The 20,959-nt window shown below is 71.7% G+C and carries 19 protein-coding genes; 15 read left to right on the top strand and 4 right to left on the bottom strand.

Annotated elements, in window-relative coordinates:
• Nucleotides 1–60 precede the first annotated feature (60 nt).
• The 11 genes from ABD262_RS16000 (at nucleotide 61) to dapF (ending at nucleotide 10,004) form a co-directional block, all read left to right on the top strand.
• Entirely contained in the window at nucleotides 61–1,035 is a 975-nt protein-coding gene (locus tag ABD262_RS16000; RefSeq protein ID WP_344139988.1) for an ABC transporter ATP-binding protein, read from the top strand.
• Nucleotides 1,035–1,877 carry an ABC transporter permease gene (locus tag ABD262_RS15995; RefSeq protein WP_344138414.1) on the top strand — a complete coding sequence of 281 codons (843 nt, stop codon included), beginning with the start codon at nucleotides 1,035–1,037 and terminating at the stop codon, nucleotides 1,875–1,877. Before ABD262_RS16000 ends, ABD262_RS15995 begins: the two co-directional genes overlap by 1 nt.
• Complete coding sequence (locus ABD262_RS15990; RefSeq protein WP_344138412.1) at nucleotides 1,874–2,713, top strand: ABC transporter permease; 840 nt, start codon at nucleotides 1,874–1,876, stop codon at nucleotides 2,711–2,713. The genes ABD262_RS15995 and ABD262_RS15990 overlap by 4 nt, the downstream gene beginning before the upstream one ends.
• Entirely contained in the window at nucleotides 2,710–3,177 is a 468-nt protein-coding gene (locus ABD262_RS15985) for a GNAT family N-acetyltransferase (protein ID WP_344138410.1), read from the top strand. Before ABD262_RS15990 ends, ABD262_RS15985 begins: the two co-directional genes overlap by 4 nt.
• 229 nt (nucleotides 3,178–3,406) lie before the next feature.
• Nucleotides 3,407–4,471: a recombinase RecA gene (gene recA / locus ABD262_RS15980; protein ID WP_344138408.1), complete on the top strand. Its 1,065-nt coding sequence runs from the start codon at nucleotides 3,407–3,409 to the stop codon at nucleotides 4,469–4,471.
• 32 nt (nucleotides 4,472–4,503) lie between these two features.
• Nucleotides 4,504–5,151, top strand: a complete 648-nt coding sequence (locus ABD262_RS15975) for a regulatory protein RecX (protein WP_344138406.1) — start codon at nucleotides 4,504–4,506, stop codon at nucleotides 5,149–5,151.
• A 28-nt stretch (nucleotides 5,152–5,179) separates the two neighbouring features.
• The gene (locus ABD262_RS15970; RefSeq protein ID WP_344138404.1) at nucleotides 5,180–5,962 is read left to right on the top strand and encodes a YoaK family protein; all 783 of its coding nucleotides are present in this window, start codon (nucleotides 5,180–5,182) and stop codon (nucleotides 5,960–5,962) included.
• 81 nt (nucleotides 5,963–6,043) lie between these two features.
• Complete coding sequence (gene miaB / locus ABD262_RS15965; protein ID WP_344138402.1) at nucleotides 6,044–7,576, top strand: tRNA (N6-isopentenyl adenosine(37)-C2)-methylthiotransferase MiaB; 1,533 nt, start codon at nucleotides 6,044–6,046, stop codon at nucleotides 7,574–7,576.
• A gap of 18 nt (nucleotides 7,577–7,594) precedes the next feature.
• Nucleotides 7,595–8,197 carry a peptide deformylase gene (gene def / locus ABD262_RS15960; protein WP_344138400.1) on the top strand — a complete coding sequence of 201 codons (603 nt, stop codon included), beginning with the start codon at nucleotides 7,595–7,597 and terminating at the stop codon, nucleotides 8,195–8,197.
• Between the two features lie 18 nt (nucleotides 8,198–8,215).
• Entirely contained in the window at nucleotides 8,216–9,148 is a 933-nt protein-coding gene (gene miaA / locus ABD262_RS15955; protein ID WP_344138399.1) for a tRNA (adenosine(37)-N6)-dimethylallyltransferase MiaA, read from the top strand.
• Complete coding sequence (gene dapF, locus ABD262_RS15950) at nucleotides 9,141–10,004, top strand: diaminopimelate epimerase (RefSeq protein WP_344138397.1); 864 nt, start codon at nucleotides 9,141–9,143, stop codon at nucleotides 10,002–10,004. Before miaA ends, dapF begins: the two co-directional genes overlap by 8 nt.
• On the opposite strand, the gene ABD262_RS15945 is transcribed toward dapF, so the two are convergent.
• Nucleotides 10,001–10,663 (bottom strand): class I SAM-dependent methyltransferase, encoded by a 663-nt coding sequence (locus tag ABD262_RS15945; protein ID WP_344138395.1) that lies wholly within the window; start codon nucleotides 10,661–10,663, stop codon nucleotides 10,001–10,003. The genes dapF and ABD262_RS15945 overlap by 4 nt on opposite strands.
• A 73-nt stretch (nucleotides 10,664–10,736) precedes the next feature.
• Between ABD262_RS15945 and hflX the strand changes: the two genes are divergently transcribed.
• Genes hflX through ABD262_RS15930 form a run of 3 tightly spaced genes read left to right on the top strand, consistent with a single transcriptional unit; the run spans nucleotide 10,737 to nucleotide 13,575 of the window.
• Entirely contained in the window at nucleotides 10,737–12,188 is a 1,452-nt protein-coding gene (gene hflX, locus ABD262_RS15940; protein ID WP_344138393.1) for a GTPase HflX, read from the top strand.
• A 14-nt stretch (nucleotides 12,189–12,202) separates the two neighbouring features.
• Nucleotides 12,203–12,724, top strand: a complete 522-nt coding sequence (locus ABD262_RS15935) for a GNAT family N-acetyltransferase (RefSeq protein WP_344138391.1) — start codon at nucleotides 12,203–12,205, stop codon at nucleotides 12,722–12,724.
• On the top strand, nucleotides 12,721–13,575 hold the full coding sequence (locus ABD262_RS15930; protein ID WP_344138389.1) for an SDR family oxidoreductase: 855 nt from the start codon (nucleotides 12,721–12,723) through the stop codon (nucleotides 13,573–13,575). The genes ABD262_RS15935 and ABD262_RS15930 overlap by 4 nt, the downstream gene beginning before the upstream one ends.
• Here the strand turns inward: ABD262_RS15930 and ABD262_RS15925 are convergent.
• Together ABD262_RS15925 and ABD262_RS15920 are read right to left on the bottom strand one after the other, a co-directional pair.
• Nucleotides 13,557–14,288 (bottom strand): class I SAM-dependent methyltransferase, encoded by a 732-nt coding sequence (locus tag ABD262_RS15925; RefSeq protein ID WP_344138387.1) that lies wholly within the window; start codon nucleotides 14,286–14,288, stop codon nucleotides 13,557–13,559. The genes ABD262_RS15930 and ABD262_RS15925 overlap by 19 nt on opposite strands.
• A gap of 79 nt (nucleotides 14,289–14,367) precedes the next feature.
• Complete coding sequence (locus ABD262_RS15920) at nucleotides 14,368–16,914, bottom strand: DEAD/DEAH box helicase (protein ID WP_344138385.1); 2,547 nt, start codon at nucleotides 16,912–16,914, stop codon at nucleotides 14,368–14,370.
• 73 nt (nucleotides 16,915–16,987) lie between these two features.
• Here ABD262_RS15920 and ABD262_RS15915 point away from each other — a divergent pair, with 73 nt between their 5' ends.
• Complete coding sequence (locus tag ABD262_RS15915) at nucleotides 16,988–18,046, top strand: GNAT family N-acetyltransferase (protein ID WP_344138383.1); 1,059 nt, start codon at nucleotides 16,988–16,990, stop codon at nucleotides 18,044–18,046.
• A 4-nt stretch (nucleotides 18,047–18,050) separates the two neighbouring features.
• Here the strand turns inward: ABD262_RS15915 and ABD262_RS15910 are convergent, their stop codons facing one another.
• Entirely contained in the window at nucleotides 18,051–20,921 is a 2,871-nt protein-coding gene (locus ABD262_RS15910; protein ID WP_344138381.1) for a helix-turn-helix transcriptional regulator, read from the bottom strand.
• Between the last annotated feature and the right edge of the window lie 38 nt (nucleotides 20,922–20,959).

The raw sequence follows: 20,959 nt of genomic DNA, 5'->3' as shown, positions 1-20,959 counted from the left end.
TCCCCGGCCGGCAAAAGGGGATGAGCGGCGTCACCGGTCCTCGGTAGCGTGACGACGGTGATCCGCGACCAGAGAGCGACCCCGAGTCCCGCAGCCGAGCCGGTGACGCGCGACGAGATCCTGCTGAGCGCCACCGGGCTGACCAAGACGTTCGGCGACTTCACCGCCGTCGACGGCATCGACTTCGCAGTGCGCAAGGGGGAGTGCTTCGGGTTCCTCGGTCCCAACGGGGCTGGCAAGTCGTCCACGATGAGGATGGTCGGCTGCGTGTCACCGGTGACCAGCGGGGAGCTCCGGCTGTTCGGCCTCGACCCGGCCACCGACGGCCCCGCGATCCGGGCCCGGCTCGGCAGCTGCCCCCAACGCGACACCCTCGACGAGGAGCTCACGGTCGAGGAGAACCTCTGGGTCTACGGCCGCTACTTCGGCCTGTCCCGCAAGGAGGTCCGGGCCCGTGCCACCGAGCTGCTCGACTTCGCCCAGCTGACCGACCGGGCCGGCGACAAGGTCGAGCCCCTGTCCGGCGGCATGAAGCGCCGGCTCACGATCGCGCGGTCCCTCATCAACTCGCCGGAGATCCTGCTCCTCGACGAGCCGACGACCGGGCTCGACCCACAGGCCCGACACGTGTTGTGGGACAGGCTCTTCCGGCTCAAGCGGTCGGGGGTGACGCTCGTCCTCACCACCCACTACATGGACGAGGCCGAGCAGCTCTGCGACCGGCTGGTCGTCATGGACCACGGGCGGATCGTCGCGCAGGGGTCGCCCCGGTCGCTCATCGACGAGTACTCCACGCGCGAGGTGCTCGAGCTGCGGTTCGACGCCGAGGACCACCAGGACCTCGCGGACCAGGTCACCGGGATCGGCGAGCGGGTCGAGGTGCTGCCCGACCGGCTGCTCGTCTACGCCGACGACGGCGACCAGGCCGCCGCGGTCGTGCACTCGCGCGGTATCGAGCCGCTGTCGTCCCTGGTGCGACGGGCCACCCTCGAGGACGTGTTCCTCCACCTGACCGGCCGGACCCTGGTCGACTGATGTCGGCTGCCACGCCCCTCCACACCGACGCGCTGAGCCGGGCGGCGCACGGCCCGCGACCGCCCCTGTCGGCCGGCGAGCGGGTGCTCGCGGTGTTCTCCTACTTCCTCACCGTCTACCGGCGCACCTGGCGGGGCAGCATCATCGGCCGGTTCCTCTCGCCGTTGTTCTTCCTGCTGGCGATGGGCGTCGGGCTGGGGTCGCTGGTCAACGAGCGCGTGGGTGGCGTCGACGGGCTGCCCTACCTGCAGTTCGTCGTGCCGGCGATCGTCGCGACCCAGACGATGTGGGTGGCGATGGGGGAGTCGACCTACCAGGTGCTCGGCTACATCAAGTGGAACATGGGCTACCACGCCATGCTCGCCTCGCCGATGTCTGTACGCGACGTGCTGCGCGGCCACTTCCTCGCGGTGGCGGCCCACCTGACCACCGCCACGACGATCTTCATGGGGGTCGCCGCCCTCTTCGGCGGGTTCCGGTCGGTCTCGGCGGTCTTCTGCCTGCCGATCGCCATCCTCACGGGCCTGGCCTTCACCACCCCGATCTTCGCCTTCACCGCGCGTCAGGAGGGTGACAGCGGCTTCAACATCCTGTTCCGCTGGGTGGTCACACCGTTGATGCTGTTCTCCGGCACCTTCTTCCCGATCGAGCAGCTGCCCGGCTGGATGCAGCCCATCGCCTGGGTCACGCCGCTGTGGCACGGCGTCGAGGCCTGCCGCGACGTGGCCACGGGCTCGGTGACCGCCGGGCCGTTCGTGGCCCACCTGCTGGTCCTCGCGACCTACGTCGCCGTCGGCTGGTGGCTCGCCGAGCGCTCCTTCGCCAAGAGGTTGGTCCCGTGAGCACCCAGACCACCCCGCGCCCGAGCCGACCGGCCGCGACGAGGTTGAGCGGCCTGGTGCCGATGCCCGCCGGGGCGGGTCTGGCCCGCATGCTCGTCGAGCGCAACATCACCTCGTTCCGCCACGGGTGGATCGCGCTGGTCACGGGGTTCGCCGAGCCGGTGTTCTACCTGTTCTCCCTGGGCATCGGCATCGGCGCACTCGTGCAGACCGTCACGACCGACTCGGGCGCCGAGGTCACGTACCCCCAGTTCGTCGCCCCGGCCCTGCTGGCGGCCTCGGCGATGAACGGTGCCGTCTTCGACTCGACCTTCAACGTCTTCTTCAAGCTCCGCTACGCCAAGCTCTACGACGCGGTGCTGGCCACGCCGATGGGCCCGCGCGACATCGCGGTCGGCGAGATCGCCTGGTCGCTGATCCGGGGCGGGCTCTACTCCGCGGCCTTCCTCGTCGTCGCGGTGCTGGCCGGGGCGGTGGGCTCGTGGTGGGCGGTCCTGGCCCTGCCGGCCGCGGTGTTCATCGGCTTCGCGTTCGCCGCCCTCGGGATGTTCGCCACGACGTTCATGAGGTCCTGGGTGCACTTCGACTACATCACCCTCGCCATCCAGCCGATGTTCCTGTTCTCGGCGACGTTCTTCCCGCTCTCGACCTACCCCGCGGTGCTGCAGTGGGTGGTGCGCGTGACGCCGCTCTACCACGGGGTCGCCCTCGAGCGAGCGCTCATGCTGGGCGAGGTGGGATGGGGTGTCCTGGCGCACGTCGCCTACCTCGTGGTGCTGGGCGCGGTCGGGGTCGTGGGCACGGCCCGTCGGCTCGAGAAGCTGCTGCTCTCATGACCCGCTCGTCCGAGGTGCGGCCCGAGCCCCAGGTGCGGGTGGCGGGGTTCGCCGACCTCGACGCGGAGACGGCCTACCGGCTGTGGGCGCTGCGGTCGGAGGTCTTCGTGGTGGAGCAGGACTGCCCCTACCTCGACCTCGACGGCCGCGACCTCGAGCCGCTGACGCGGCACCTCTGGGTCGAGGACGACGGCCGGCCGGTCGCGACCCTGCGCCTGCTCGACGACGGCGAGGCGCTGCGCATCGGGCGGGTCGCCACGGTGGCCCCGGCCCGGAGGCAGGGGCTCGCCGCCGCCCTCGTGCAGGTCGCGCTGGACCTGGCAGGGGAGCGGGCCGTGGTGCTCGACGCACAGTCGCACCTCGTGGACTGGTATGCCGCGTTCGGCTTCGCTCCCAGCGGTCGGGGGTTCGTCGAGGACGGCATCCCCCACACGCCGATGCTCCGGCCGGGCCGAGCCTCCTGAGCCGATCGGCCTTCCCGGCGTGTCGCGTGTCGGGTGCCGCATTTCGAACAGGTGTTCGGTAAGTTCGTCCCCAGGTGGAACTGCCACAGAGCCACCGTCCACAGGTCGTGAGTGCGACCCGGACGGCTGTCGGTGCCGACACCTAGCGTCTGACCCGAAGCAGAGCAGCTGCCCGAGGGTCGAAGGCAGGCGCGCCCGACTCGAAGCGAAAGAAGGAATGGTGGCCAGAATGGCTGGAGCGAACTCCGCAACGGTGGACCAGAAGGCAAAGTCCCTCGACAGCGTCATGGGACAGATCGAGAAGTCGTTCGGCAAGGGCGCGGTCATGCGCCTCGGCGACGACGTCCGCCCCCCGATCGACGTGATCCCCACCGGGTCGATCGCGCTCGACGTCGCGCTCGGCATCGGCGGCCTCCCGCGCGGCCGTGTGGTCGAGATCTACGGCCCGGAGTCCTCGGGCAAGACGACGGTGGCGCTCCATGCCGTGGCCAGCGCCCAGCGCGCCGGTGGCATCGCGGCGTTCATCGACGCCGAGCACGCCCTCGACCCCGACTATGCCAAGAAGCTGGGCGTCGACACCGACGCCCTGCTGGTCAGCCAGCCCGACACGGGGGAGCAGGCGCTCGAGATCGCCGACATGCTGATCCGGTCCGGCGCCATCGACATCATCGTCATCGACTCGGTGGCCGCCCTCGTGCCGCGCGCCGAGATCGAGGGCGAGATGGGCGACAGCCACGTGGGTCTGCAGGCCCGCCTCATGTCGCAGGCGCTGCGCAAGCTCACCGGTGCCCTCAACAACACCGGCACGACGGCCATCTTCATCAACCAGCTCCGCGAGAAGATCGGCGTCATGTTCGGCTCGCCGGAGACCACCACGGGTGGCAAGGCGCTGAAGTTCTACGCCTCGGTCCGCCTGGACGTGCGTCGGATCGAGACCCTCAAGGACGGCAGCGACCCGGTCGGCAACCGCACCAGGGTCAAGGTCGTCAAGAACAAGGTGGCCCCGCCGTTCAAGCAGGCGGAGTTCGACATCCTCTACGGACAGGGCATCTCCCGCGAGGGAGGCCTGATCGACATGGGGGTCGAGCAGGGCTTCGTCCGCAAGGCCGGTGCCTGGTACACCTACGAGGGCGACCAGCTCGGGCAGGGCAAGGAGAACGCCCGGCAGTTCCTCAAGGACAACCCCGACCTCGGCAACGAGATCGAGAAGAAGATCAAGGAGAAGCTCGGCATCGGCCCCCAGGTCGACAAGCCGGCTGACGCAGCGGTGCCTGAGGTGCCGGTCGAGTTCTGAGTTCTGAGCTCTGAACCATCACCCGGATTGACATGACTGATCGACACGACGCGGCCAGGGCAGCCTTCGAGGCGGCCCTGGCCGCGACGCGTGAACCCTCGCCACCGGCCACGGGTGAGCCGGCGAGCCGGCGACCCCGGGCGTGGCAGCCGATCCCCGGCGACCCCGAGGCCGACCTGCAGACCCGCGACGGGGAGCCGGACGCCTACGACGTGGCCCGCCAGATCGTGCTGCGCCAGCTGGCCATGTCGCCCAAGAGCCGCCAGCAGCTGCGCGACAAGCTGCGCACCCGCAACTGTCCCGACGACGTCGCCGAGGCCGTGCTCGACCGGATGACCGACGTGGGCCTGATCGACGACGAGGCCTACGCCGGGATGCTCGTCCGGTCGCAACAGGCCGGGCGAGGGCTGGCCAGACGGGCGTTGGCGCGGGAGCTGCGCACCAAGGGCGTGGACGACGAGACGGCCAAGGCGACCCTCGACCAGATCGACCCGGAGGCCGAGCGCGACCGAGCCGCCCAGCTCGTCGCCAAGAAGCTCCGGTCCATGCACGGGCTCGAGCCGCTCGTGCAGAAGCGGCGGCTGGCCGGCATGCTCGCCCGCAAGGGCTACCCGGCGGAGCTGGCGATGGCGGTGATCCGGGAGGCCGTCGCAGCCGCTCCCGAGCACCAGCGCGACTGACCCCTCAGGCCGGGCGTACTCTCCGGCTGTGATCGTTCCGGAGGTGCCCGCAGCCAGGCTCGGACGGGGATCGGTGGTCGCCCGGCGGGTGCGCTTCCTGGCGGGCGCCGACCGCAGCCCCCGCCGGAACCAGTACCTCGCAGCCCTGCTCGCCCTCATCGCCGGGACCCTCAACTCGGTCGGGTTCGTCGCAGTGTCGGTCTACACCTCGCACATGACCGGCCTGACCGCATCGGTCGCGGACCATCTCGTTCTCGGGTCGCTCTCGCTCGTCTGGGTCGGCCTCGAGGCCATCGGGGCGTTCGTGCTGGGGGCCATGGCGTGTGCGCTGCTGTTCAACTGGGGGCGGCGTTGTGGCCTGCAGGGTCGTTACGCGAACGTGCTCGTCGTCGAGGCGCTACTCATCCTGGCCTTCGGTGCACTGGCCGACCGGCTGGTGTGGGCGCACCGCGACCACGTCTTCGTTGCCGTGCTCTGCTTCACCATGGGTCTGCAGAACGCCATCATCACCAAGATCTCGGCAGCCCAGATCCGCACGACCCACGTCACCGGGATGATCACGGACATCGGGATCGAGCTGGGCAAGCTCGCCTACCGGAGTCGCAGGGCAGGTGAGCCGCCGGTGCGTGCCGACCTCGGCAAGCTCGGCATGCTCGCCGCGCTGGTCGGACTCTTCTTCGTCGGGGGGATGCTCGGCGCGGCAGGCTACCTGGCCATCGGCTTCCCGATCCTGGTCGCGCCGGCGCTCGTGTTGCTCCTCGTCGCGTCGCCACCTCTGCTGGCCGACCTCCACCTGCGCAGAGCCAGCTGACACCGCACAGCACCAACGCTGACACCGCACAGCACCAACACGACTGAACCCGTCCCCGCACCACGTACCCTTGTCGATGCCATGACGACGCACGCCACCGCGCCCCAGAGCGCTGCCAAGACCTACGACGTCCGCACCCACGGGTGCCAGATGAACGTGCACGACTCCGAGCGACTCGCCGGCCTGCTCGAGACCGCCGGGTACGTCGACGTCAACAGCCTGCCCTCGGGTGCTCGCCCGGAGGCGGCCGACGTCGTGGTCTTCAACACCTGCGCGGTCCGTGAGAACGCCGACAACAAGCTCTACGGCAACCTCGGCCAGCTGCGGCCGGCCAAGACGAGGAACCCCGACATGCAGATCGCCGTGGGTGGCTGCATGGCCCAGAAGGACCGCGCGACCATCGTCCAGCGGGCGCCGTGGGTCGACGTCGTCTTCGGCACCAACAACATCGGCAGCCTGCCGGCCCTGCTCGACCGCGCCCGCCACAACAAGCGCGCCGAGGTCGAGATCCTCGAGAGCCTCGAGGTCTTCCCGAGCACCCTGCCGACCCGGCGCGACTCCGCCTATGCCGGCTGGGTGTCGATCTCGGTGGGGTGCAACAACACCTGCACCTTCTGCATCGTCCCGAGCCTGCGCGGCAAGGAGGCCGACCGTCGCCCCGGTGACGTGCTGGCGGAGGTCGAGGCGCTGGTCCAGCAGGGCGTCGTCGAGGTGACCCTGCTCGGGCAGAACGTCAACACCTACGGCGTCGAGTTCGGCGACCGCCTGGCGTTCGGCAAGCTGCTGCGGGCCTGTGGCGACATCGCCGGGCTGGAGCGGGTGCGCTTCACCAGCCCGCATCCCGCCGCCTTCACCGACGACGTGATCACCGCCATGGCGGAGACCCCCAACGTCATGCCGAGCCTGCACATGCCGTTGCAGTCGGGCTCCGACCGGGTGCTCAAGGCCATGCGGCGGTCCTACCGCAGCGACAAGTTCCTCGGGATCATCGACCGCGTCCGTGCGCAGATCCCGGACGCCGCGATCACGACCGACATCATCGTCGGCTTCCCGGGAGAGACCGAGGCGGACTTCGAGGAGACCCTGCGGGTGGTCCGCGAGTCGCGCTTCGCGAGCGCCTTCACCTTCCAGTACTCCATCCGCCCCGGCACGCCCGCGGCGACGATGCCCGACCAGCTGCCCAAGGCTGTCGTCCAGGAGCGCTACGAGCGCCTGCTCGTCGTGCAGGAGGAGATCTCCTGGGCCGAGAACCGGGCCGTCGAGGGTCGTGACGTGGAGGTGCTGGTGGCCACGGGTGAGGGTCGCAAGGACACCGAGACCCAGCGCCTGTCGGGACGTGCGCGCGACAACCGGCTGGTCCACTTCGCGGTGCCCGACGGGGCCGAGCGCCCGCGACCTGGTGACATGGTGACGGTCGGCGTGACCTACGGCGCGCCGCACCACCTCGTGGCCGATGCGGCCCTCAGCGGCGGCAGCTACGCGGTGCGACGCACCGCGGGTGGCGACGCGTGGGCGGCGCTGCAGGACGCGCCCGTCCCCGGCAAGCCCGGCGTCTCCCTGGGTATGCCGGGCGTGGGGCGACCGACGGCACCGCCAGCTCCGTCCTGTGGCTGATCTGGAAGACTCCCGCGCATGACAGTTCGCCCCATCGTCATCACCGGGGAGCCCGTGCTCCACCGTCGCGCCGACCCCGTGGAGAAGTTCGACGACGACCTGCGCGCCCTGGTCGCGGACATGTTCGAGACGATGGACGCAGCGCACGGCGTCGGGCTGGCCGCCCCCCAGATCGGGGTGGGGCTGCGCATCTTCACCTGGCAGATGGACAACGACGACGGCGTGCCCGCCCGCGGGGTCGTCGTCAACCCCTACGTCACGGCGACCAAGCCGTCGGTCGACGAGCCCGACCCGCACGACGAGGCTGAGGGCTGCCTGTCGGTGCCCGGGGAGAGCTTCCCGCTCAAGCGGGGCGACCGGGCCACCGTGACGGGCTTCGACGCCGAGGGTGCCGAGCTGTCGTTCGAGGCGACGGGCTGGTTCGCCCGGTGCATGCAGCACGAGTACGACCACCTCAACGGCTTCCTCTACGTCGACCGGCTGAACGACCGATGGGGCAAGAAGGCCCGCAAGGCGGTCAGGAAGCAGGGCTGGGGCAAGCCGGGGTTCGTGTGGCACCCCGGGGTCGACCCCGACCCGTTCGGCCACGACGAGGACCACGACCACGAGCACGACCTGTGAGCCGGTGACAGCCACCCCATGACGACGCCACTCGTGGTCGGCGTCGTCGGACCGACCGCGACCGGCAAGTCCGACCTCGCCCTCGACCTCGCCGAGGCGCTGGGCGGCGAGGTCGTCGGAGCCGACGCCAGCCAGCTCTACCGCGGCATGGACATCGGCACCGCCAAGGTGCCGCCCGCCCAGCGACGCGGCATACCGCACCACCAGCTGGACGTGCTCGACGTGGTGGAGGAGGCCAGCGTCGCCGCTTACCAGGTGGCGGCACGCGAGGACATCGTGGCGATCCAGCGCCGGGGGCGCCACCCGGTGCTGGCCGGCGGCTCGGGGCTCTACGTCCGGGCTGCCCTCGACGTGCTCGAGATCCCACCGACCGATCCCGGGGTGCGGGCGAGGCTGGCCGAGCAGGCAGCGGCCGAGGGCACCCCGGCGACGTATGCGCGGCTGCAGCAGCTCGACCCCGCCGCGGCAGGGGCGATCGAGCCCGGCAACACCCGCCGCATCGTCCGCGCGCTGGAGGTCATCGAGCTGACCGGGCGGCCCTTCTCGGCCACCATGCCGACGCGCACCTACCTGCAGCCGACCGTGGTGCTGGGCCTGCGGATGCCGCGCGACCTCCTCGACGACCGGGTGGCCACGCGAGTGCGTCGCATGTGGCAGCAGGGGCTGCTCGACGAGGTGCGCCACCTGGAGACGCTGGGCCTGCGCGCCGGCCGGACCGCCTCCAGGGCGCTCGGCTACGCGCAGGCACTCGCCGAGCTCGACGGCACGATGACGACCCAGCAGGCGCAGGAGGAGACCGCCGCGATGACGCGCCGCCTGGTCCGGCGTCAGGAGTCGTGGTTCAACCCCGACCCCCGCATCAGGTGGCTCGACGCCCTGGACCCGCACCTGGGCGACCGGGCGGTGGAGATCGTGCGGGCCGCCATCAGCGACAATGGTGCCCATGGCTGACCAGACCGCCTTCACCAAAGGCCACGGCACCGAGAACGACTTCGTGCTCGTGCCGGACCTCGAGGGTGTCCGTGACCTCTCCGCGCAGCAGGCGGCCCGGCTGGCCGACCGTCGGGCGGGCATCGGCGGCGACGGTGTCATCCGCGTCGTCCCGACCGCCTTGGCCACCGAGCCCGGCGTGCTCGCCCAGGCCGCCGGGGCGCGCTGGTTCATGGACTACCGCAACGCCGACGGCAGCGTCGCCGAGATGTGTGGCAACGGCACGCGGGTCTTCGCGACCTACCTGCGGCGCGAGGGGCTGGAGACCGCCGACGAGTTCGCGATCGCCACGCGGGCGGGCACCAAGGTGGTGCGCTTCGAGTCGCCCGACCTGATCGCGGTCAACCTCGGCCGGTGGCGCCTGGCCCAGCCGGCCATCGCCGACGAGGAGGGGTTCGACGCGCTGGTTCACCTCGAGCACCACGAGCCGCTCTCGGCGTTGACGCTCGACCTCGGCAACCCGCACACCGTGGTGGCCCTGCCCGAGACCCTCGACCTCGACTCCCTCGACCTGCACCTGCCGCCGGTGGTGAACCCGCTGCCCGAGTACGGCACGAACGTCGAGTTCGTCCGGCCGATGGGTGCCGGCCACCTGCGCATGCGGGTGCACGAGCGTGGCGTGGGGGAGACCCGGTCGTGCGGCACCGGGGCGGCCGCTGCCGCGCTCGCCACCCGCTTCTGGGCCGGCGACGTCACGGACACGTGGACCGTCGACGTGCCCGGCGGCCGGCTGCGGGTGCGTGCACTGCCCGGCCAGGAGGTCGAGCTGGCCGGCCCGGCGGTGCTCGTCGCCGACGGCACCACCGACCTCGTCTAGCCAGCGCTCGGCGCGACCTCGTCCAGCTGGCCCTCGCCGCTCGCGGGCCCACGGCGGACCTCGAGGATCCGGAAGCCCTTGTCAGAGGTGAACCGCGACACGGCATACACCTGCGGGTCGAGCTGCTCGGTCAGCCAGCGCTGCAACGAGTCGGAGCCGAGGTTCTTCTGCACCACGAGGTGGGCCACCCCTCCCGGTGCCAGCCGCGGGAGCCAGGTGAGCATCAGCTCGTGCAGTGCGGCCTTGCCGACCCGGATCGGCGGGTTCGACCAGATCGCGTCGAACTGGAGACCATCGGGTATGCCGTCGGGCTGGCTCGCGTGCAGCCGGTCGAGGCCCAGGGACGCCGCGGTGGCGCGGAGCAGGTCGAGGGCCCGCTCGTTCACGTCCACGGCATACACGGTCGCCTCCGGCGACCGGAGGGCGAGGGTGAGGGCGATCGGGCCCCAGCCGCAGCCGAGGTCGAGGAGGGTGCCCCGGGTGGGTGGCGCCGGGGCGTGCCGCAGCAGCACGGCGGTGCCCTGGTCGACCCCGCCGGGGCTGAAGATGCCGGCTGCCGAGCGCACCTCGACGGTGCGTCCGGCGAGCCGCACGGTGATGGTGCGCTGCTGGGCGGCGCTGGCCGGCTCGGCCGTGAAGTAGTGATCCTGCGTGCTCATCGGGGCCAACGGTAGACGGAAGGACATAAACGAGTCGCCGCGGTCGTTGAAAGGGTGAGATTCTTGAGGGGACATGACACTGAAGCGATCAGACATCTTTGACCTGAAGGCCACCGCACTGGCGAGCGAGGACGAGCTCCTTCCCGGTGACGGGGCCGGCTACGACGGCAACCAGTACGACCGCGAGGACCGCGCTGCCCTGCGTCGTGTCGCGGGGCTGTCCACCGAGCTGGAGGACATCACCGAGGTCGAGTACCGCCAGCTGCGCCTGGAGCGCGTGGTGCTCGCCGCGGTCTGGACCGAGGGCACGGCGGAGGACGCCGACAACTCGATGCGCGAGCTCGCCGCACTGGCCGAGACCGCGGGTTCCACCGTGCTCGCCGGGCTGGTGCAACGGCGGGCCAAGCCCGACACCGGCACCTACCTCGGCTCCGGCAAGGCGATCGAGCTGCGTGACATCGTCATCGCGGAGGGCGCCGACACCGTGATCTGCGACACCGAGCTGACTCCCAGCCAGCGCCGCGCGCTCGAGGACGTCGTCAAGGTCAAGGTCATCGACCGCACCGCCCTGATCCTCGACATCTTCGCCCAGCACGCGAAGTCCAAGGAGGGCAAGGCCCAGGTCGAGCTGGCCCAGCTGCAGTACCTCCTCCCGCGCCTGCGTGGCTGGGGTGAGTCGATGTCCCGGCAGGCCGGTGGCCAGGCCGCAGGCGGTCAGGGCATGGGTTCGCGTGGTCCGGGTGAGACCAAGATCGAGCTGGACCGTCGGCGGATCAACATCCGCATGGCCAAGCTCCGGCGCGAGATCAAGGAGATGAAGACCAGCCGCGACACCCGTCGGCTCTCGCGCAAGACCAACGAGGTGCCGAGCGTCGCGATCGCCGGCTACACCAACGCCGGCAAGTCGTCGCTGCTCAACCGGCTCACCGGCGCCGGCGTGCTCGTCGAGAACCAGCTGTTCGCGACCCTCGACCCGACCGTCCGCCGGGCGGAGACCGAGGACGGCCGCCTCTACACGCTGGCCGACACCGTCGGGTTCGTGCGCCAGCTGCCGACCCAGCTCGTCGAGGCCTTCCGCTCGACGCTGGAGGAGGTGGGCGACGCCGACCTGCTGCTCCACGTCGTCGATGGCTCGCACCCCGACCCCGAGGGGCAGATCAGCGCCGTGCGTGCGGTGCTCGCCGACGTCGACGCCGCCTCGGTGCGCGAGGTCATCGTCGTCAACAAGGCCGACGCCGCCGACCCCGAGGTGCTCGACCGGATCCGGCGGCACGAGAAGCACTCGATCGTGGTCTCGGCCCGCACCGGCGCCGGGCTGGACGAGCTGCGTGCGCTCATCGCCGAGGAGCTGCCCCGACCCACCATCGATGTCGAGGTGCTGGTGCCGTATGACCGTGGAGACCTGGTCAGCCGGCTGCACCAGGAGGCCGAGGTGCTCTCGAGCGAGCACACCGGCACCGGCACGCTGGTCAAGGCCAGGGTGCACCCCGACCTGGCCGGTGAGCTCGCCGCCTTCGCGGCCTGATCGCCTCACGCACCGTGGACATCAGGCTGGGTGGGCTCGAGACGGCGCAGGTCGGGGCCCTGCTCGCCGAACACGTCGAGGACATGCGGCGCTACTCCCCGCCCGAGAGCGTCCCCGCCCTCGACCGCGACCGGCTGCGGACGCCCGACCTGACGTTCTGGAGCGCCTGGGAGGGTGCTGAGGTGCTCGGCTGTGCCGCCCTGCGGGAGCTCGACCCCACCCACGGTGAGCTCAAGTCGATGCGCACCGCCCCCGCCCACCGTCGGCGCGGGGTCGCCGCCGCACTCCTCGACCACGTCGTGGCCGAGGGGCGCCGCCGCGGCTACACGCGGCTGAGCCTCGAGACCGGCGCTCCGGCCGAGTTCGCGCCCGCCCGCACGATGTATGCCGCGTACGGGTTCACGCCGTGCGGCCCGTTCGGTCCCTACGTCGATGACGAGTTCAGCGTCTTCATGACCCTGGTGCTCGACACTCCGCTGTCCGAGACCCCGGTGTCCGAGACGCCGGTGTCCAAGACCCAGGCACTCGCGCCATGACGATCGGACTCAGCGGGGTGACGGGCCACCTGGGCAGCCGGGTCCGCGAGCTGCTCCCCGACACCGGACAGCCGCTCGTGTTGTTGGCCCGCACTCCGGCCAAGGTGACGGCGGGTCCCCGGGACGAGGTGCGCGCCTGCGACTTCGCCGACCTCGAGGGTGCGACCCGGGCTCTGAGCGGGGTCGAGACGCTCCTCATGGTCTCCGCCGCCGAGGCCGCCGACCGCCTCGACCAGCACCGGGCCTTCGTCCGCGCCGCCGCGGACGCGGGAGTCCGGCACGTCGTCTACACGTCGTTCCAGGGGGCGGCGCTGCTCTGCACCTTCACGCTCGGGCGCGACCACTGGGCGACCGAGCAGGCCATCCGCGAGTCGGGCATGGCCTTCACCTTCCTGCGTGACAGCTTCTACGCCGACTTCCTGCCCCTGATGGCCCAGGACGGCGTGATCCGGGGACCTGCCGGCAACGGACGGGTGGCAGCCGTGGCCCGTGAGGACGTCGCAGCCGTGGCTGCGGTCGTGCTGGCCGATCCACGCTCGCATGCTGGCGCCACCTACGACCTCACCGGCCCGGAGGCACTCACGCTGAGCGAGGCAGCAGCCACGATCGAGGAGGTCACCGGCCGCCCGACCCGCTTCGTCGACGAGACGCTGCCGGAGGCCTACGCGTCCCGCGCGTCCTACGCAGCGCCGGACTGGCAGGTCGAGGCCTGGGTGTCCACCTACACGGCGATCGCGGCCGGCGAGGTCGCGACCGTCTCGGACGCCGTGCCGCGGCTCACCGGCCGGCCGGCCACCAGCCTGCGCGACCTGCTCACCGGGGCGCAGCCAGGTCAGCCCGGCAACCGGTAGACAGAGACGTGTGACGGGGAGTCCGCGGTGAACGGGGCACGGTTCCAGTCGGCATACCGGCTCTCGAGGGTGAGGCCCGCGAGCTGGGCCATCAGGTCGAGCTCGGCCGGCCAGATGTAGCGATGCGGGCTGATCCCGTGGGTGGCCTCGCGACCCCGGCCGAAACGGACGTGGTGCGACACGACCTGCTGGTGCAGCACGTCGTAGGTGTCGAGGCCGAGGTAGCCGTCGCGACTGGCGAACACCACGGCCGGTGACCCCGGCGGCAGGGACCGCAGCTGGGGCACCCACAGCTCCACGACGAACCTCCCCCCGGGCCGCAGGTGGCGGGCCGCGTTGCGGAAGCACCGGACCTGCCCCGCCTGGTCCAGGACGTTGGAGATCGTGTTGAACACGAGGAACACGACGGAGAACTCGCCGGGCACCCGGGTCGTGGTCATGTCGCCCTCGACGACAGGGAGCGTGGGTGCCTTCTCCCGCAGCCGCTCGAGCATCGGCCTGGAGAGCTCGATCCCACTGACCGGCACGCCCCGCTCGGCGAGGGGGATGCTCACCCGGCCGGTGCCTGCGGCGAGCTCCAGCGCGGCGCCGTCACCCGCCAGCTCGGCGAGGAGGTCGACGGTGGGCCCCAGCACCTCGGGCGCGAACATGCCCTCGCCCGGAGTGTCGTACTCCGCCGCGGCAGTCGCGTCCCAGATCTCGTCCTGTTCCATGGTCCGACCGTGGCAGCAGGCGGCCGGACCGGTCCACCGGTTTTTACGGCGCCCGGTCAGGGGCGCACGGGACGCCGGATCAGAGGCGACGCATGGCCACGGTCGCCACGACCGGCTCACCGGCCTCGTCGGAGGCGTCGAGGTCGACGACCGCCTCGATCACCCAGTCGTGGTCGCCAGCGGGGTCGTGCAACGTCTGCCGGACCTCCCAGCGACGTTCGTCGGGGACGGTCGTGACGGACAGCAGCTGGGGTCCTCGGGCGTCGGAGTCGGTGGCGATGCTGTCGTGGTCGGCGTAGTAGGCGCCCAGGGCCTCGTCCCACGTAGCCTCGTCCATGTCCCCGTCGTCGAGCGCGGCCAGCTCCTCGAACCTGTCTCGGCTCGCGAGCTCCACCCGCCGGAACATCGCGTTGCGGACCATCACCCGGAAGGCGCGCTCGTTGGCCGTGATCGGGCGGGTCGGACGGGTGCCACCGTGCGCGGCCAGTCCCTCGAGCTCCTCGAGCCGCTCGTTCGCGTCGGGGTCCGACAGGGCCTCCCACTCGTCGAGCAGGGAGGAGTCGGTCTGGCGGACGGTCTCACCGAGCCATTCGAAGAGGTCGTCGAACTGCTCGCTGTGGTGCGCGGCCGGCACGGTCTGGCGCAGGGTCCGGTAGGCGTCGGTGAGGTAGCGCAGCACCAGCCCCTCCGACCGGGCGAGCTGGTAGGTGGAGACGAACTCGGTGAAGGTCATGGCCCGCTCGTACATGTCGCGGACCACCGACTTGGGGGAGAGCGCCGACTCCGACACCCAGGGGTGGCTCTGCCGGAAGATCTCGAAGGTCGCCTCCAGCAGGTCGGCCAGCGGGCGCGGCCAGGTCACGTCCTCGAGCAGCGCCATCCGCTCCTCGTACTCGACCCCGTCGGCCTTCATCTCGGCGACGGCCTCGCCCTTGGCCTTGAACTGCTGGGCCATGAGGACCTGGCGCGGGTCGTCGAGGATCGCCTCGACGACCGAGACCACGTCGAGTGCGTGGGTCGGTGACTCGGGGTCGAGGACGTCGAAGGCTGCAAGGGCGAGCGGTGCGAGCGGCTGGTTGAGGGCGAAGTCCTGCTGCAGCCCACCGCGCACCTCGATGGTGCGGCCGTCGGGCGCTGGCGGTGAGATCCTCTGCAGGACACCGGTTTCCAGCATGCTCCTGCCGAGCGTGATGGCCCGACGGCACAGCCGGGCCTGGTTGCGGGGAGTCTCGTGGTTGTCGCGCAGCAGGTGGCTCAGGGCGCGCACCGGGTCGCCCGGTCGCTGCACGACGTTGAGGATCATCGAGTGGTCGACGCGCATCCTCGACACCAGTGGCTCGGGCTCGGCCGCGACCAGCTTGTCGTAGGTCTGCTCGGTCCAGGAGACCTCGCCGTCGGCGGGCTTGCGGCGCTGGACCTTCTTCAGCTTCTTCGGGTCGTCACCCGCCTTGGCGATCGCGCGGGCGTTGTCGATGACGTGCTCGGGGGCCTGGACGACCACCGAGCCGCTGGTGTCGAACCCGGCTCGGCCCGCGCGCCCGGCGATCTGGTGGAACTCACGGGCCTTGAGGATCCGCTGTCGTGACCCGTCGAACTTCACCAGGCCGGTGAACAGGACGGTGCGGATCGGCACGTTGATGCCGACGCCGAGGGTGTCGGTGCCGCAGATGACCTTGAGCAGCCCGTCCTGGGCCAGCTGCTCGACCAGCCTGCGGTATCGGGGGAGCATGCCAGCGTGGTGCACCCCGATGCCGGAGCGGACCAGGGTGGACAGGGTGCGCCCGAAGCCGGCGGTGAACCGGAAGCCGCCGATGCGTTCGGCGATGGCTGCCCGGTCGGCCTTGACGGTGCCCTTGAGCGACAGCAGCGCCTGGGCCTGTTCGAGCGCGGCCGCCTGGGTGAAGTGCACGACGTAGACCGGGGACTGGTGGGTCGTCAGCAGCTCCTCGATGGTCTCCGGCAGCGGCGTGAGCGCCCAGCTGAAGCTCAGCGGCACCGGTCGCTCGGTGCCGGTCACCAGGGCCGTGCGGCGGCCGGTCCGCCGGCTCAGGTCCTCCGACAGCTCGGTCAGGTCGCCGAGCGTGGCCGACATGAGGATGAACTGGGCTTGGGGCAGCTCGAGCAGCGGGACCTGCCAGGCCCAGCCGCGGTCGGGCTCGGCGTAGAAGTGGAACTCGTCCATGATCACCAGGCCCACGTCGGCGTCGGCACCCTCGCGGAGCGCGATGTTGGCCAGGATCTCCGCGGTGCAGCAGATGATCGGGGCGTCGGGGTTCACCGAGGCGTCGCCGGTGAGCATGCCGACCTCGGACGCGCCGAAGACCTCGCACAGGGCGAAGAACTTCTCGCTCACCAGGGCCTTGATCGGGGCGGTGTAGAAGCTGACGCGGTCGCTGGCCAGCGCCGCGAGGTGGGCACCGGTGGCGACCAGCGACTTGCCGGAGCCCGTGGGCGTCGAGAGGACGACGTTCTCCCCGGCCAGCAGCGAGATCAGCGCCTCCTCCTGGTGGGGGTACAGGGGTGTGCCCTGCTCACTCGCCCAACCCTCGAACGCGGCATACACGTCGTCGGGTCCGGCCCCCTCGGGCAGCAGGGCGTCGAGGGTCAGCGGCGGGGCGGAAGGCATCGCCGGCCATCCTCCCACCCCGGCGCACGCTGGTGAGCCGCCGTGGTCGGTGGCCCTCGGTAGCGTCCTCCCCGTGACCCCGGACCACAGCGCCCTCCGCACCGCCCGCCTGCTGCTGGCTCGCCCCACCGAGCACGACCGCGCCTTCCACACGGCGGTGCACAGCGACCCGCGCCTCTACACCCACGCGCCCCACGTGCTCGGCACCCCGGAGACGAATGCCCAGTTCTTCGCGGCGATCCTCGACCACTGGGCGACCCATGGCTTCGGCTACTGGGTGGCGCGCGACCTCGAGTCGGGTATGCCGCGGGGCTGGGTGGGCGTGCAGCAGCGCGACGGGTACCTCAACCTCTACTACCGGTTCGTCACCGAGGCGCAGGGTCAGGGGCTGGCCAGGGAGGCAGCCCGGGCGGCGGTGCTGATGGCCGCCGAGTGGTGTCCCGACCGTCCGGTGCGCGCCCTGGTCAAGGACCACAACACCGCCTCGGTCCGCACCGCCGAGGCGGCCGGTCTGGTCCGCACCGGCGAGCAGCTGGCGCTGGCCGACGACCGGCCCGACGAGTCGCCGTCCTCGGTCTTCGAGGCGCCCACGCTGGAGCGGGTGGAGGTGATCGACGACACGACCCGCCAGGACCTGCTCGACCTCTGGCGCAGCGTCAACGACTCGGGTGGCGCGGTCGGGTTCCTGCCGGGGGCGTCGGTCGAGCGTGTCTCGGCGGCCCTGGCCGTGCACGAGGAGCAGATGGCCTCGGGCGACGCCGTCGCCGGAGCGCTGCGCCTGCCCGACGCGACCCTGGTGGGCTGGGCCTGGTGGGTGCGCTCGACCAACCCCTTGCTCCACCACGGCCGCTGGCTCTACCGGGTGATGGTCGACCCGGCCCGGCAGGGGAGCGGTCTCGGGCTCGTGCTCATGGCCGGGATGCACCGCCTGGCCCGCGAGGACGGCGTCGAGCTGCTCCAGCTCAGCGTTCGCAGTGGCTCGGGGGCCAGTCAGTTCTATGCGCGGTGCGGCTACGTCGAGGTGGGCCGCATCCCGGGAGCGATCCGGGTCGGCCCGGGTGACGACCGGGACGACGTCACCATGGCTCGTCGGGTCGACGGCGGGCCACTGCGGCCGCACGGCGGGTCGTGAGGGGTCAGCCGGCGTCAGTAGAGCGGTGGCGACGAGTGGCCCAGCGCGCGAGGTCGACGCGGTTCGCGCATCCCGTCTTGGCCAGGAGGTGGCTGACGTGCGAGCTGACCGTCTTCTCGCTGAGCACCAGCTCGCGCGCGATCTCGCCGTAGGTGCGACCCGCCACGATGTGTCCGAGGATCTCCGTCTCACGCGCCGTCAGGTGGGCAGCGCCGGCGCCGCCGTCCCGCTCCGATGCCGTCGGGGCCCCCAGTGGCAGGAGCGGGTCGGCCAGCGGGATCCGGGCGGTCCTGGCCAGCGCGGCGACCTGCTCGAGGACCGGCTCGGCCCCGAGCGTCCTGCCGAGCTCGTGGGCCCGCCGCAGCGCGGCGACCGCCTCGGGGCGACGGGCCCCGCCCTCGTCGAAGAGCGCCTCAGCGAGCCGCCAGCGTGCGTAGCACTCTTCCCAGGGCAGCACGTCGCGCAGCCGGTCGGCGGCCTGCAGCCAGGCGTCGGCGCGCTCCCGGGCACGTCGCGCGCGGGCCCGCTCCGCGGCGTAGAGGGCGTCGAACCCGGCCATCTCGCGGTCGTAGAACTCGTCGCCGCCGGCGTCGCGGATCGCCTGCGGAAACCGGCGCTCGAGCTCGTCGAGCTCGTCCAAGAGTGGCCGGGGGTCGCCGAGGGCGTCACGGCAGGCCTCGACCAGGTCGGCGAGGCCCCTCGCTGCCAGGGGCATCAGCCACTCGCTCTGGGTCGGCGGCACCCCAGCGGTCGACGCGCCGACGAGGGCGGCGGTGACGCAGCCTCGGGGGTCGCCTGCCGCGATCCGGACCATGGCGCGAGTCGCGTCGAACTCGAAGGGAAGGAACGTCGAGGTCTCCCCGAACAGCTCGTCGGCACGGGCCAGGTGCCCCTCGGCCTCGTGCACCCGGCCCTGGAAGGCGGCCAGCTGGGCGGCCTGCAACCGGGCTCCGACGTCCACGAGGGCTCCCGGGGTGCGACCGAGGGCGTAGCGCAACAGGCGCTGGCACTCGCGCCACTCGCCACGTTGGAGCTGCCCCTGGGCCTCACCGGTGGCCAACCAGGCGACGTACGGGTGCGGCAGCCCCAGCTCGACGAGCTCCTGCCGGCGGCCGGCGAGGCGCGCGGTCCAGCGGGGATCGGCGTTGCCGCCGATGGAGTTCGCCTCCCACATCGCGGCGTGACCGAAGGCGAACCCGTCGCCTGACCGCGCAGCGCACGCCACGGCCTCCGCTCCCCAAGCTCCGGCCTCGTCCACGTGGCTGAGGTAGACGGCATGCATCGCGTTGGCGGTCAACGCATAGGCCAGCGCCCGAGGGTGACCCACTGCCCGGGCTCGGGTCAGGGCCTCGGCGGCAAGGGCGGGAGCCCCGGGGTCGTCGGCCCACAGCGCAGCGTGGCCCGACTCGGCCAGGGCGAAGGCGTGCTGCCACGAAGCCGGTTCCACGGCCGAGAGCTGGGTGGCGCGCGCCAGCTCGCCACGGTCGAAGAAGCCGAGACCCTTCATGAAGCGCAGGTGTTGGCGGCGGACCACGAGCTCGGCCTCGTCGAGAGGGTCCAGCCGCCCGTGGTCCAGGAGTGACTCCGTCGCGTCGAGCTCGCTGTCGAGGTCGCCGTCGCGCTCGGCCGCAGCGCGCAGCCGCGACCACAGCTCCGTGGGGGTGGCGGAGGGGTGGTGCACCCGCGGCCCGACCTCGATCATCCGGCGCAGCATCCGGACCGCCTGCCCCCACGCCTGCTCGTGCTCGGCGGCGGCCGCCGCGCGACCGGCCCCGCCGTAGGCGCCCTCGACGTCGTCGGCGCGGTACCGGTGGTCCGCGATCAACACGAGCGAGTCGAGGCCGGGCCCGGTGGAGGACAGCCGGGTCTCGAGGACCTGCGCGTACGACGCGTGCAGCCTTCGGCGCTCGAGGGGCGACAGGCTGGCCTCCAGGGACTCGGCCTGCAACGGGTGGTGGAACCAGTAGCCGTCGCCCTCCGCCACGTCCAGCAGCCCAGCCTCGACGCACTCACGGAGCAGGGGGCCGGGGTTGTCGACGCCGGCCAACCGGGATGCGTCCTCGAGCGCCTGGCCTCGGGTGACCCCGCCGCCCAAGGCCATCACCCGGGACAGCTCCCTGGCCGGTGGCGAGAGCCGGTGCCATGGTCGCAGCACGGCCGACACGAGGTCACCAGGGAGGGCACCGTCTCCGAGTCCGGTGGCGGTGGCAGGTAGCCCCGCCACGAGCAGCTCGTTGAGGTAGGCGTTGCCGCCGGTGCGAGCGTGGACCTCGCGGATGAGGGTGTCGTGGGGCTCGTCGCCGAGCAGCCCCCGGAGCTGGGCCCGCGTCTCCTCGACATCGAGTGGACCCAGGGGCAGCTCGCCGAAACCGGGCAGGCGGCGCACGTCCGAGAGCCATCTGGCCAAGGGATGGTCCGGACCGACCTCGCCCCGTCGCACGGTCATGAGGAGGGCGAGCCGGCGGGCGCGCAGTCCGGCCACCACCCACATGAGGACGTCGAGCGTGGCCTGGTCGGCCCACTGGAGGTCGTCGAGGACGAGGGCCACCGGTTGCTCTGCGCACCGTGCCCCCAGCCAGTGGTCGAACTCCTCGGCCGGGTCGCCGCCGAGGGGACCACCCACCACCATGCGGAGTGGGAGGAGCGGCACGTTCAGCGTGGAGAGCGGCAGGCAGGTGCCGGTGAGGACGACGAGGTCCTCGGCCAGTGTCGTGGCTCGCTGGACCAGTCGCGTCTTGCCGATGCCAGCGTCCCCCGTGACCAGCACCGCTCGGCCGCTGCCGGCCCGCGCTGAGTCAAGGGCTGAGCCCAGCTCGCCCAGCTCGTCCACCCTGCCGACGAAGACGTCCCCCGCAGGGGTGTCCGACGGTCCCACGACACCCAGTGTGGCCTCACGTCGGGGATCACGGCACC

Origin of the sequence: Pedococcus bigeumensis, from assembly GCF_039531795.1 — a bacterium.
Taxonomy (GTDB): Bacteria; Actinomycetota; Actinomycetes; order Actinomycetales; family Dermatophilaceae; genus Pedococcus; species Pedococcus bigeumensis.
Note: the sequence above shows the minus strand (reverse complement) of the source record. Positions and strands in the feature narration are given on the sequence as shown.

Coding starts and splice junctions, on each gene's coding strand:
- ABD262_RS15995 (WP_344138414.1), top strand. CDS start 1,035: ATGTCGGCTGCCACGCCCCTCCACACCGACGCGCTGAGCCGGGCGGCG.
- miaB (WP_344138402.1), top strand. CDS start 6,044: ATGACGACGCACGCCACCGCGCCCCAGAGCGCTGCCAAGACCTACGAC.
- dapF (WP_344138397.1), top strand. CDS start 9,141: ATGGCTGACCAGACCGCCTTCACCAAAGGCCACGGCACCGAGAACGAC.
- ABD262_RS15925 (WP_344138387.1), bottom strand. CDS start 14,288: ATGGAACAGGACGAGATCTGGGACGCGACTGCCGCGGCGGAGTACGAC.
- ABD262_RS15975 (WP_344138406.1), top strand. CDS start 4,504: ATGACTGATCGACACGACGCGGCCAGGGCAGCCTTCGAGGCGGCCCTG.
- ABD262_RS15920 (WP_344138385.1), bottom strand. CDS start 16,914: ATGCCTTCCGCCCCGCCGCTGACCCTCGACGCCCTGCTGCCCGAGGGG.
- hflX (WP_344138393.1), top strand. CDS start 10,737: ATGACACTGAAGCGATCAGACATCTTTGACCTGAAGGCCACCGCACTG.
- recA (WP_344138408.1), top strand. CDS start 3,407: ATGGCTGGAGCGAACTCCGCAACGGTGGACCAGAAGGCAAAGTCCCTC.
- miaA (WP_344138399.1), top strand. CDS start 8,216: ATGACGACGCCACTCGTGGTCGGCGTCGTCGGACCGACCGCGACCGGC.
- ABD262_RS15985 (WP_344138410.1), top strand. CDS start 2,710: ATGACCCGCTCGTCCGAGGTGCGGCCCGAGCCCCAGGTGCGGGTGGCG.
- def (WP_344138400.1), top strand. CDS start 7,595: ATGACAGTTCGCCCCATCGTCATCACCGGGGAGCCCGTGCTCCACCGT.
- ABD262_RS15930 (WP_344138389.1), top strand. CDS start 12,721: ATGACGATCGGACTCAGCGGGGTGACGGGCCACCTGGGCAGCCGGGTC.
- ABD262_RS15945 (WP_344138395.1), bottom strand. CDS start 10,663: ATGAGCACGCAGGATCACTACTTCACGGCCGAGCCGGCCAGCGCCGCC.